Raw genomic sequence first — 13429 nt, forward strand, 5'->3', positions numbered from 1 at the left:
TATGTTGTAATGTGTTAACTTTCCAGTTTGCCTCAAGTACACTGCTTTTACAAGTCCACTAACTTTCACATAAATTTCTAAATGTCTTGTTCAACAATATGGCCCAATTGTAGAATATTAATTGATCGATTTTTCTTTTAATTAATTTCTTTTCTTAATTTAAAAAGGTACGTTATTCGTCAGTAATATAATATATAACTAAATAATTATATAAATAATAAAGAATAAATATTATATTGTAGTTGAATATCATACTTTTTATTTATTTAAGCATATTTGGTTACTTTGCTTTTTCTATATTCTATTGGATCTATTGAAAAGTTGTTATAGTTATTGATTATGTATTTATTTGCTTTCCAAGTTTCTTTAGGAGATCCGATAGAAAATTCTGATGGATATAAACTAATCATTCTGAATTTCTTTAAGTAATTTAACGTTTTCTTTGTTAAAGTAAGTTTTATTCCACTTTGTTCTGAGATAGAATTTATTGACAGTTGAACTCCTTCAGGAAACTTATCATTCAAGTGTTTAAGGAATCCATATAGATAGAATTCTTCACATCCTAATTGACTATTACTGAAACATTCCAGGAACACTTCAAATGGTATTAGATGTGTATTTGAAATGTCGTAGAAAGTTCCATCATATTCACCTTCCTCACATTGTTCTCCAGCTCTAAAGAAACATTTTAATGGTTTTTTAACCTTCTGATTTTTAGCCATTGTTATCTTATTTGCTTCTTTTAAAGTTTCAGAGTACATGATGAAATCAACAATCCCATCTTCTAAACTCCATTGTAACGGATAGTCTTTGATTGTATTGGTATACTTAAGTTGATCAAGAACTCCATTTTTCTTGATTAGGTAGTCTAGAGTTTTATTGGTGCTGCTGTAAGATAGTATTTGTTTGATTGTGGAAGGATCGTAGTGTTTATCTATGTATTTGCAGTAGCGATATAAGTAAGAGATTAGGTAATAGTAAGAGTATGAAAAAGCAATATGAGAAGAATTAGTTAAGTCGCTACTTAAATCATTGAAAATTTCATTAGGCATGAAGACATTACTTTCTACTTTATCGTAAGAAAGCAAATCAATTAGTTCATTTTTGTTCAATGTAACACCTCCTTTCGAAATTGATAAATAAATATGGGGTCACGTATAAAAGTGAATAAATAGTAAGAATATGACCATATATAGTTTATTTTATTTTACACCTTATATAAGGTTGAGTCAAGAATAGAAATATCAGCGTAAAAACAGTTAAAAATGAGGTGTAAATAGGTGTAAATGAGGTAATTTAGTATGTAATTGAGTAGAAAATAGGAAGAAATATAGCCAAATTTGGGGATTTAACGAGTCCCAAAACGATAGAATTTATATAAAAATGGAATTCATTTGCAAAAATATTGAGTAAAAATTAGAAATAAATGTTAAATAATTGACTGAGTTTTAGTTTGGAAATTTTAAAAATTTTTAGTGGGTGAGTGGAACAGTTAGGGGGATTTCATGGTATTAATTGTTAATTATAGATGTAAAACACCCCCCCCTAAATAGGGAGTTTTATGGTATATAATTATACTTATATCCTATTTAATGATCCCTGAAGAAATATTATTTATTTGTATAAGTTTAATCGTAAATTTTAATTTCAATTGCAATATTTAAAATTTTAAATTGATTTTTTAGTTTAAAAAGGGAGTGATATGGTCATTTTCGTGCCACTATTGTAACAGCCAACTATTTAGTAAACTGTTATATTTTTTATTACAGTATATCCAGGTCATCAACTTTCCTTAAATATTATCAAAAATTAACTTTTTAAACTTTTTCAATTTTTTATATCATATATGTATATTTTTTAACTTAATGACTCATAATTTTAACATATAGATTCCACAAAAAATCCCGTAAAACCTTGATATTATGCGATTATTTACTTGACTTTTTACTTATCCACATGGTATAATTTAGGTAACAAATAAGTTAAATTTATTTTAATTTACACTTATAAAAACTGGTGAAGCAACCTAACCATTATCAATGGTTGCACTCGGTTATATCGTGGGTAGTATCAAATGCTACCTTAGACACTTGGTTGTCAATGGTATAACGTGAGGATGGGTTAAATGCCCAACTTGGAAACGTTTAGCGAATGGCGTTAAATTATGTTAGCAATAGCATAACTAGCCTTTACTCTTTAAAACTGTCCACAAGAGGATAGACGCTATAATAACGTTTCTGATTGTTTTAATCACTTGAACTCAATCGAGTTATTAAAACAGTTTAATTTTTTAACAACAAATGAAAAATAAAATGATCAAAAGGTGGTTATGGGAAATGAATAAAATCATTGTAAGAGTTAAAAACATTCCAACGGAGGAGAAAGAAACTAAACCTAACATGTTACTAAATGAGTTAATTTTAAAAACTCAACAAATCATTGAATTAAAACAAAATGTCGAACAGCTAGAAAAAGAAAACGAAGCATTAAAACAAACAGTTAAAATATTTGCACGATAAAAAAGAAGTCCCAATTATGATAATCCATAAAAGGGACTAACTACAAACAGCTTGCATAAATTTATTATGCTTTAAAATATTGTAAATTATTACAATTCATTTTTTTCTTGTCAAGGAGGTGGTTACATTGAGCTTATAATCTTTTTCTTACAATCCACCATGAAAGAGTGATTACATGGAACTCATTCAAATCTTAGCACCAATAGCAGTTTTTCTATCCTCACTTATTGCCATCACCATGCACATACTTACATACAGACGCAATAAGCAAAAACAAAACACAATCATTTACAAATCAGAGGATAACAAAAGAAAAATCCTTATCAAAGTAATTGACAAGGATAAAAGTTAATCAAATGTGTACAGAGATAGGGGAGTGTACGGCTTCCCTACTCTTAAATATATATTAGATCATTATGAAATAAATTACAAATATAAATTTTAAATTGAAAGGAGCATTTTAAATGATGAATAACAAATCATTCTTTCTTATGCTGCTTGCTGGTTTAGCCTCATATTTTTTAGTGTATTTCATGTTCCCAGGTATCACATGGTTAAAATTTATTGGCTATATAGCTTCCACTATAACAGTTTGTTTAAGTATATACAGATTAAAATATAACGGCAAAGAGTTTTGATGATAACAAAATCAATCGATAAAATGGAGGTTTTATTGGATGAATAAAATTAATGAAATGGTTAAAAACGGTGAATTAACAGCACTTGAAGGAAAAGTCATGGAATGGTTGTTTATAGATGGATGGACAGAGGGAGAATATAGTTTTTCTAGTGTTTGGGTGTCAGACGTAGCTAATGGAATAAATGAAACAACAAAAGTAACTAGAGGTATTGTTAGCAGTCTAATTCAAAAGAAATATCTTTATATGCATGAAGTAAATGAAGGAGAAACACCATTTGTTCAAGCCACAGATAAAGGCTATGAATTAGATGATTTCTTTGAAACTAAGTGGAAGCCACAAATGGAATAAAACAATTAAATTCTTTTACTCATTAAAAGGTTAATTTTATCAAATAATTAGGAGGTTTTATAAATGGAAGTAATCGAACGGCGATATATTCAAGATCTGTATAAAACGGAAATTTATAAAAGCGATTTATATTATATCTACCTCACAGATTTAAAAACCAATATTAAACTCGAAATAGGTAGATATTATATTTGTGATTTTGATGAAGCATTTGAACAGTTTTTAACACTAAAAATAGTAAAAGATGAAGAATCTTTATAGTCTTTATAAATGAATCATTAAATAAAATGTTAATTTTATCGGGAGGCAAAACGATGTACCAAAATGTGAAATTAATAAAAAAATTAAAACGTGAAGACGGCAAGGAATTAAATTTAATTAAATTATCAAAAGGGTTAACTGTAACAATAGATAACTATTCTATCGCACCTATGACTATCCAAAGTTTAAATTTAATTAATGTATCAAATATAAAAGATGCATGCAACTGGAAACAATTTTATTCCAATCCTGTAAAAGAGTTTGATTTGATAGAAGAAGGTTTGGAGTATTTAAAGTTTAGTTCTCCAAATGATGATTATGAATCTGTTAAAGAATGGGCATTAATCAATGAATATATTTAATGTCATTTGAAGTAAAAAAACAGTTATAAATGGAGTATTGAAATTACTGATTATGAAATAAAAACAGGAGGTGTTAAAAATGTCTGATTGTGTTCAAGTAGCTAAACAGATTCGTAAGGAATTAAAGGAAGTATTTCCATATACAAAATTCTCAGTACGTTCTAGCAAATATTCGATGGGTTCAAGTATAACTATTTCATGGAATAACATGCCACTTAATAAAGAAGTAAAAGAAGTAACAGATAAATATGCAGAGATAAGTTATTGTGAAGCTTCAGGCGAAATATTAAGCGGTGGCAATATGTATGTTTCAACTAGTTACAACATAACAAATGAATTCCGTGAAGAATGTGAAAAAGAAATAACAGAAGAATATGATCAAAATGACTATCATGATAGATTAAAATACAATGATGAACTAGAAGAAATTATAAGCAATAAATACCATGAGTTTTTAGAGGATCAAACAGGAAAAGTATTAGAATATGAGACTATAGAAATAGATTTATCTATGGAACAGTTCCAAATAGATAAAACATTTATAAAATCGAATGATAACACTTTATATAAGTTAATAGCAATTGAAGAATGTAAAGGTAGTTTACAAGGTTTAAAAGTTTTTACATTCATGAAACTAGGGAAAAAGCTTCAAGAGTTATCTAAAGCAATCAATCTGTATAGTGATAACTTAGAGCAACATTTAAATAATAAATCCTTTACTATTGTTGAAGTTAAAACAAATGAAGATAATGAAAACCCAAATAACAGCATACAAACAAGCACCCATAACAACAGTAATTTAACAGCAGAGTACAAATATAACGAGGATAAAAATGGCATAGAGTTACATTTTACAGATAAACCAGATGAAGAAACAAGAAACTTGTTAAAAACCAATGGTTTCAGATGGTCAAAACGTGGTTTTTGGTATACAAGGCACACAGATAAAAAAGAAAGTTTTGCAAAAAGTTTAATTGATCAATTGCAGTCTATTGAAGAAAATGAACACACTGAACCAATAACAGCAGAATCATTTGCAGACCACATCCAAGATTATTCTATGATGATCATAACAGAGCTAGGCGCAGATCACTTTAATGATTTAACAGATAGTCAATATAAAGATTATAAATATAAATTAAAAAGTATTATTGATGAAAAAGAATTAACTGTAAATGACGATGTTATTAATTATCTAACAAGTGAAGGCATGAATAACCTAGTAAATGTTTTAAAAGACATTAACAGCGCTGAACCTGCAGCACCACAACCACAAGAAGAGCAAACTATTTATAACAGTGAACCAACCACCACACCAGAAGAACAACCAAAAATAGAATATACAAGCGATAACAAAATCAAAGTAAAATCAATTGAATTTATATGGTCTGAATCAATAAACATTCAAGAAAATACAATAGTCTCAACCTTTACAGAAGCAAATAACATAATTAAATCAGCAGCCAAGAACGCACCAGATAACGGAGCATATGACAAAACAAAGTTCGAAATAACTTGGACAGATAATGAAACATATGTCGGCCGTGTAGACATAGAAAAACATTATTCTTTAAAAGATGAACCTTTAACAGATCATATATTAGAACATTGCAACTTTTACGTTGGATTATACAGGTCTTCACATTTAACAGAGCAAGAGTATAACGCCATAGTGGCAGGCGAAGCAAAGAAAGAAGAATTTATCGACTTTATGAATACATACCAATTACATAATGAAAATCAAAATAACAGTGATAACATTCAACCAGATAACATTATTGACTTTAAACAAGTTGATGATGAATCAAATATTGATAATATTTTCAATAAATTTGATGATATTGAGATTCAAAACAATTCACGTATTAGTTCAGAAGATCAAACCTTTTGTGAAACTCAAGAAACAATATACAGAGAAACAATACAATTTTTAGAAACAACATTGCAGCAATACATAGAAATACATGAAAAATATGGGGAAAGAAGCTATTCAAGCGATAGAGATCCAAGTGGATATATTAGCAATTATGATGACATACGAAAAATTGAAAACAGGATAAAAGAAATCAAAAATGACTTTATCAGTCGTATATGTTCTTATTTCTCTGAAAACTATAATGTAACAATTGAGAAAGGCGAATTATACGAAAAATATACAACAGAAGTAACATATAACAATATCATTGATGAAATATTTGAACAGCTTGACGGATTTTCTTTTGAAGAAAAAGCAGTAAATGAGCTTAAAGAAAATATGAGAAGTCAAATATATAGATATGAAAAAGTTAAAGTAAATAAAAATAAATTAACTATAACAGATTATATATACTGGGATAGTTGGGCAACTTGGGATGGAACAAAACTGTCCTGGAGCGATCAAAAAGTAAATACATTATTTAAAGCCTTATCACATTTTGAAAATAATGAAACTGAGATGATGTACATGTTTAATGTCATACATAAACAACTAAGCGAAGGATCCAAACAGCATGATATTTTATCTAAATATACTATCAACTATAACAAGATTAAATCATTCAAAACATATAAAAATGGTCGCGTAGATATTGAATTCTACAATAACAGTCAAGCACAACAATTTTGTAATGAATACTTAAATTATCCAAATGCAGCATAACAAAAGAAAGGAGTGTAAAAATGTATTCTATTAAAAACATAGAAATTCCACAAAACAAACGCAAAGAAATAAACGAGAAAATACTATATCTAATTGATAACAAAATAGATTCCACTATAACAAAAACGGATATGTTTAACTGTTACACAGGTCTAGGAGCTTTACATGGCCTAGACTATAACAGTTATGACAACTATCATTCATTCAAGCAGGATAAACAAAAAGAAGAGTTAGGACAATTTTACACTCCTTTTAAATTATCAAAGTTTATAACAGAAATGATTCAACCTTCAGAATATGACATGATTGCAGATTTAACAGGCGGTCACGGATCTTTAATCAACTTTTTACCTAATCAACAAAATGTATATGTTAATGAATATGAAATTAAATCATATAAAGTTTTAAAACACCTATTTTCAGATACACACTATTCTAATGAGGATATTAGGAACTACAAACCTGATGTTATGTTTGACACTATCTTAGGTAATCCACCATATAACATTAAGTTTGAAATGAAACACGAAACAATAATGAGTCAACTCTATTACATGATTAAATCATACGAACTTCTAAAGCCTGCAGGATTGCTTGTTTTAATTGTTCCAGACTCTTTTCTATCTGATGACTTTACAGATTCGGGCATGATTGACCAGGTAAATGAAAGATTTAATCATATTAAAACGTTCGAACTTCCAAATAACACATTTAAAAATGTCGGAGTTGATAACTTTAGCACTAAAATTATGATCTTTCAAAAGAAAAGTCAGCATATAACAGATGTGCCATATAGTCCAATGACAGACAACAATATTATACTAACTCACTTTACAAAAGATATAGCAGATCAATTACATAACAAGATTGTTAAACCAGTCTTACAACTTAAAAATGAAGTTAAAAATAAATTAATCTTAGAACAGAATCATTATACAGATGAAGAGAAAATATTTAATGATCAAGTTAAAAAACTATTATTCGATATAAGACAAAGCAAAAACACAAGGCAGTATTATGTTAAGTCTGAAAACTATGTCATGAAATATAAAACGCAAAAACAACCTGAAGGTATGGAGTGGGAAGAGTGGTATAAGAAGCGAATAACAAAAAATAAAGTTATCTCATATCTTAAACGAATCTTAAAGAATCAGCACAAGAAAGAAGAACACAAAACTAGATTAGTTAAAACAAATTACGGTTTGAAGTATAAGGCATACAGTAGAAAAGAAAAGTATCTCTTAAACAAGATAAAAGGTAAAAAAGAAATATCTTTTAATGACATGATTATAGATAATAATTACCCTTTTCAAGATAACAGATACAGGAAATTATTTAACCAGAAGAGAAAACAATACGAGCAGCAAAGTGAAGCTTTAAACGAATTAGAACATAACAGCAAGGTTATGAAGTGGTTGAATGATTTAACTATATATGACCGAGATAATGACGAATCAATCAAATTAAATGAGATTCAAAAACAAGATACGGCCAACATTCTAAATAAAAATTATGGATATCTTCAATGGGGAACTGGATCAGGAAAGAGTATTAGTGCTATAGCTCAAATGTTATATAGAAAGCAACATAATAACATTAAAAATATATATCTAGTGGCTCCAGCAATAGCAATCAATAATAACTGGGACGAGATCCTAAAAAGTTATAACATTGATTTTATTAGGATTAAGAAACTAAAAGATATAAATAACATTAAGCATGGTCAAATTGTCATTATGACTTTTGGAATGCTCACAAAATATCAACACTTTATTAAAAAATCTATTAAACAACAATCACAAAAAGTTATGATGGTACTCGATGAGGCTGACGGTATATGTAATCCATCCTCTAAACGTACAAAAGCAACTTTAAACTGCTTTAGAAGAGTTAAATATAAATTGTTAATGAGCGCCACTAGTACAAGAAATAACATTCCTGAATCCTTCACATCATTTGAACTACTCTATAACAATTCAATTAATATGTTGTGTGAAGCTCAAGAAATATTTGTAGAGAATAAAAGAACTAAAGAAATTGACATTAAACATAATGAAAAACATTATATGAAACCTTTTCCTACATACAAAAAAGGTCATACACTCTTTAAAAGATGTTTTGCGCCTGAAAAGGCAACAGTATTCGGAGTAGGAAAACAAACACAAGATATCTACAACAGCAACCATTTAAAGACTCTGATAGATAAAACAATGATAACAAGAACATTTGAGGAGGTCAGTGGAAAACAATTATATAACATCATTCAGAATACGTGTACTTTCAATACAAATGAAAATGCCTTGTATAAAGTCATTATTGAGGAATTTTATAAACTAGCTCACATGTTTAAGTCAACAGGTAACAGTCGAAAAGATTCACTGTTAAAAATCATAAATCAGCTTAATAGCTTGTTAAAGGCATGTGTAATACCTAATACCTTTAAGGAATATCATTCACTTGAAAAGCCTTCTAAGGCTGTAAAAACGACCAACATGCTTAACATCTGGAACAATGAAATAGTTGTCATCGGATGCACTCATATTAAAACAGTTAATACATATTGGAATCATATAAGAAACAGTTTTCCAGATCGAGAGTTATTTATCATAACAGGTGAGAGTACTACTTTAAACAAACGAAAAGAAATAATAAAACATTTAAAGAAATCTAAAAATGGAATCCTAATATGCACCCAACAATCACTATCAAGCAGCATGAATATAGATTTTGTAAATAAGGTTTTAATAGTAGAACTGATGTATAATTTTGCTGCACACCATCAATTCTTTGCTAGGTTTGTAAGATATACTTCAACAAAACAAAAAGAAATACATTTTTTAACTCAGCGTAACAGTATTGAATCAAATTTACTACAGCTTATTATGTCAAAAGAAAAATTAAATTCATTTATGAAAAATGACTACATTGATGATGATGAAATACATGATCGTTTTGGGATTGACTTCGATATTCTTGATATGTTGATGTCCAGAGAAGTTGACAGTGAGGGAAAAAGTTATATTAGATGGGGATCGCAACAAGTAGTTTAAAAAAAGGGTGCTTCAAGAGATAACAAGTTTATCAAAGGCAGCGAATAATTTCGTCGTTTTTTTGCTTTATATATTGCACATAAAGCATATACAGGTATAATTAGAATAAGAAATCATTAACAATTTTAGATTATTATTGAAAAATATTAGATGAATTAATAGATAGTCTTTGAACCAAAGTACCTAGCCATGTAATATATCTATGTAGAAAGGATGTAAAAAGTAATGATTACTACTGGCACAACGCATTCATCATTAGGGGAACTCATTCGACATCATCGGAAACAAGCAGAAATGACATTAGTACAATTAGAAGAATTATCTAAAGTTGACAAGGCTAGCATATCACGAATTGAATCGGGACAAATTAAACGCCCAACATGGGAAACTATTCAAAAAATAGGCTTCGCACTAAACATTTCATATGAAGAAATGATTGAACAATATCTAGAGATAGAAGAAAGAGTCGATGTTTTATTCACTATTCTTAATGAAAGTGTAGAAAAAAATAATCTTTCTATTATCGCTAAAGTCGCTATGAAAGCCCTTCAATTTCCTGTAGAAGATAGTTTAGAATTAGTAGAGAAGCTTTGTGATAAAATAGATCATATTGATAATTCTTCTATTAGGTTAACACTCTATAAAGTGATGATTGAATATTCACGAGCACACGGAATCATGCATTATCTTGCTAAAGGTATGTTGCAAACCTATCTTATTGAACGAGATGATTTTTCCAAACTTCGGTCGACGTATGAATCTGGCAAAGGTATTTTGTTTTTTAAGGAATTCCTTACTAGTGAAGAACTGGGGGTGATGTATTATAAATTGTCGGTTCATGCCTATAACCTGTGTTTATTTAAAGATAGCGTAGATATGGGTATAAATGCATTGAATGAAACGATTACGGAAACTAGAATGAGGGCAAATACTATTTTTGCTATATGTAATAGTTATTATTACTTAGATGATTATGAACAAACAAAAGAATTCTTGGAAAAATATAAGGAATTCTCGCTTCCAGAAGTGAACGACAATGCTAAAGGAATAGAGGCGATATTACATTCAGCGAATGGAGAGCATCAACAAGCCGTAACAAAATTGCAAGAGATTTTACCAAATTGCGGAGATAACGCTTTACTACATGTTGTGAATCATTTAATCATGCTATACTTTGAGACGGAAAACTTAGCAGCTATTGAAGATATTATCAAACTGGAAGAGAAAATACTATCCATTACTTACGTTACACCATTTAAAAAAGCTGAGCTAGCGCTCTATTTTAGACTTAAGGGAGATTATTATATCCGAACGAAAATGATAGAAGAAGGGATAAATTGTTATTTAGAAGCGGCAAAACGATATGGTAAGATTGACCTTGTCGCTAGAGAAAGTGAATGTTTAAAGTTGATTATGAAAATACATACTAATAATAAAGAGGCGATGGATGTTTCAACCATTGAAAAGATAGAAACTTATCTCGATTATAAAGTGGAAACCTTATATTAACCTTAGGGGGAAAGAAAATGAAAAAGACAAGAGTGATAAAGTCCTTATTTTTCGTTGCTTTTCTTGTATCATCAGTTACCGCACCTAATGAAGTTTTTGAAATCTTATCATTATCATCAGGCTTTGACCCAGGTTGGTAATAACGTAAGAAGGACAGCGTGAAAAACAAACATAGAGAAGGAACGTTAAAAGCGTTCTTTTCTTTTTTATTTTTTTAGTAACTCAAGATAAATAATCTGGGTTTAAAAAAATTTAAACATATATGATACTATAATTTCATAAGGTAAAAAAAACTATGATAAGAATTTATTTTAATTGAGGTATTAAATAAACTATTAATATTAACTTATTCAATGAAAGGAGTAATATATTTGAGAAATTTTTGGAGTGTTCTAGTTAGTAGATTATATAAGTATCGTTATATTGTATTATCAATTTTATTATTAATAATTTTGTACATAATAATATATATATTACCTATATTTGGCTTATATGCTTTAGAATCATCCGCAATAAAATATTCTTATCCAAATGAAGGTGGAACAGTTGTTTTTGAAAAAAAAATTGAAGATAAGAAGGTTATTATTTTAAAAACAGAAAGTAACATTTATTATGTAAAATCATTAGAAAGAAATTGTGGTATTTTTTATTGTTTAGTAGTGGTTGACAGAATAGATAAACAAACAGAGGATAATAAAATGATGTTTGCTTGGACGGCTTCGAGAGACAAAGGTAGTCTTTATGATACTATTTTTGCAATAATAACTTTAGATAAAGACATCCAAAAAATTGTTGTTAGTAATGAGGATACACCTAGCACTGTACCTCTTGAGGAAGTAAAAGAAAATTCAACTGTTTATTTTGTGATGGATGTAAAGAATGGGTATTCAGCACATTATAGTTATTTGAATTCTGTTGATGTTACAGATTTCACTTTTCGTGGACTTAATTCTGATGGAGAGGTTGTTTCCATTAATTAAAATAACTTATATTTTTAACAGTTTTTTACTTGATAAAATATAGTTCTACATATAATATTTAAGAGTCATTGTTAATATTTTCATAAAAGGAGAGTTTGAAATGTTAAAAAAAGTTAAAATTATTTTATCAAGCGCATTTGTATTAAGTGTATTAGGACTAACAATTGTATTAGGCTTAACACAATCAAATGTAATGGCAGAAGAAAAACAAGCAAAAAAAGCAGTAATTAGTGATGAACAAAAAGAGTGGTTAAGAGGTCTTGGATTTAGTCCAAATTCAATCGAAAATATGTCGGATGAATCATTTGATCATATCTCTAAACAATTCAAAGGAGTAACAGGAAAACCTATAAAGGAAAAAGTAGAATATCATAAAGTGGAATATACATTAGATGAAAAAGGAAAAGTAAAAAAAGTAAAAATGATTAAAAAGACAAAAGAAGACTATGAAAAAGCAAAAAAAGAGAAAGATGCAAAGCGAAGTGTTAGTATTTTAGGGACGTGGGATGATACTAGAGATAGTTGGATAAAACAAAGGTTATATGTAGGTACTATTAGTGGTTCTGGTAATGGTGATTATATGGCTCAGACATCTTATGAATGGTTAGAACCTCCATTTGTTGCTTATTCCGATGTTACAGGAATCACTCACGGGAATAATGTAGATAAAGTTGCTGGCACTGAATATGGAGAACATTGGTACTATGATGATAATGGATATCATACTGCTGACATAACAAATAATGGTGAAGCTGAAAGTAAAGACCCAGATGGTTATGCGGATAAGTTCGATCTTAAGTTATTTGGTACTGGTGTAGGCGATAATCTACTTGCTAGAGATCATGGAGGCTATTTCTATATTACGTTTGATCAAGATAATAGTTTTGATGATACTGCTGATTTATATGGTCATTATGTACATGCTTTAACATCATCATTTTTTAATATATCAGTTTCAAAAGGTGGCATTTCTCTAGCTGGCTCATCAGAATCACAGGCAACGGATACTCACGTTGACTTTACATATTAATTTAATAGACTATCATTCTATTAAAATATTAAACATATTTTCGTTTCAAAGCGTTGGTCTAACGATCGACGCTTTTTTTTATGCGTAATTC

11 protein-coding genes are annotated in these 13429 nt (G+C 28.9%); 10 read left to right on the forward strand and 1 reads right to left on the reverse strand.

Annotated elements, in window-relative coordinates; translation table 11 throughout:
- Positions 1–266: 266 nt before the first annotated feature.
- Positions 267–1112, reverse strand: a complete 846-nt coding sequence (locus ERL59_RS06715; protein ID WP_160645426.1) for a hypothetical protein — start codon at positions 1110–1112, stop codon at positions 267–269.
- 1224 nt (positions 1113–2336) lie between these two features.
- On the opposite strand from ERL59_RS06715, the gene ERL59_RS06720 reads away from it, so the two are divergent.
- The 10 genes from ERL59_RS06720 (at position 2337) to ERL59_RS06760 (ending at position 13338) form a co-directional block, all read left to right on the forward strand.
- On the forward strand, positions 2337–2519 hold the full coding sequence (locus tag ERL59_RS06720) for a hypothetical protein (RefSeq protein ID WP_160645427.1): 183 nt from the start codon (positions 2337–2339) through the stop codon (positions 2517–2519).
- A 677-nt stretch (positions 2520–3196) separates the two neighbouring features.
- Positions 3197–3508 carry a hypothetical protein gene (locus ERL59_RS06725; RefSeq protein WP_160645428.1) on the forward strand — a complete coding sequence of 104 codons (312 nt, stop codon included), beginning with the start codon at positions 3197–3199 and terminating at the stop codon, positions 3506–3508.
- 63 nt (positions 3509–3571) lie between these two features.
- Complete coding sequence (locus ERL59_RS06730) at positions 3572–3769, forward strand: hypothetical protein (protein ID WP_160645429.1); 198 nt, start codon at positions 3572–3574, stop codon at positions 3767–3769.
- A gap of 53 nt (positions 3770–3822) precedes the next feature.
- Positions 3823–4131 (forward strand): hypothetical protein, encoded by a 309-nt coding sequence (locus ERL59_RS06735; protein ID WP_160645430.1) that lies wholly within the window; start codon positions 3823–3825, stop codon positions 4129–4131.
- 79 nt (positions 4132–4210) lie between these two features.
- On the forward strand, positions 4211–6769 hold the full coding sequence (locus ERL59_RS06740) for an LPD29 domain-containing protein (protein WP_160645431.1): 2559 nt from the start codon (positions 4211–4213) through the stop codon (positions 6767–6769).
- 20 nt (positions 6770–6789) lie between these two features.
- A complete protein-coding gene (locus ERL59_RS06745) occupies positions 6790–9819 on the forward strand; it encodes a DEAD/DEAH box helicase (protein WP_160645432.1) in 3030 nt (1009 codons plus the stop codon).
- Between the two features lie 225 nt (positions 9820–10044).
- The gene (locus ERL59_RS06750; RefSeq protein ID WP_160645433.1) at positions 10045–11328 is read left to right on the forward strand and encodes a helix-turn-helix domain-containing protein; all 1284 of its coding nucleotides are present in this window, start codon (positions 10045–10047) and stop codon (positions 11326–11328) included.
- A gap of 17 nt (positions 11329–11345) precedes the next feature.
- The gene (locus ERL59_RS21280; RefSeq protein WP_268894499.1) at positions 11346–11468 is read left to right on the forward strand and encodes a hypothetical protein; all 123 of its coding nucleotides are present in this window, start codon (positions 11346–11348) and stop codon (positions 11466–11468) included.
- 231 nt (positions 11469–11699) lie between these two features.
- Positions 11700–12308: a hypothetical protein gene (locus ERL59_RS06755; protein WP_160645434.1), complete on the forward strand. Its 609-nt coding sequence runs from the start codon at positions 11700–11702 to the stop codon at positions 12306–12308.
- A gap of 100 nt (positions 12309–12408) precedes the next feature.
- Positions 12409–13338: a hypothetical protein gene (locus tag ERL59_RS06760; RefSeq protein WP_160645435.1), complete on the forward strand. Its 930-nt coding sequence runs from the start codon at positions 12409–12411 to the stop codon at positions 13336–13338.
- Positions 13339–13429: the final 91 nt, after the last annotated feature.

The sequence above is a fragment of the Chengkuizengella marina genome (genome assembly GCF_009910845.1).
GTDB classification, from domain to species: Bacteria; Bacillota; Bacilli; order Paenibacillales; family KCTC-33759; genus Chengkuizengella; species Chengkuizengella marina.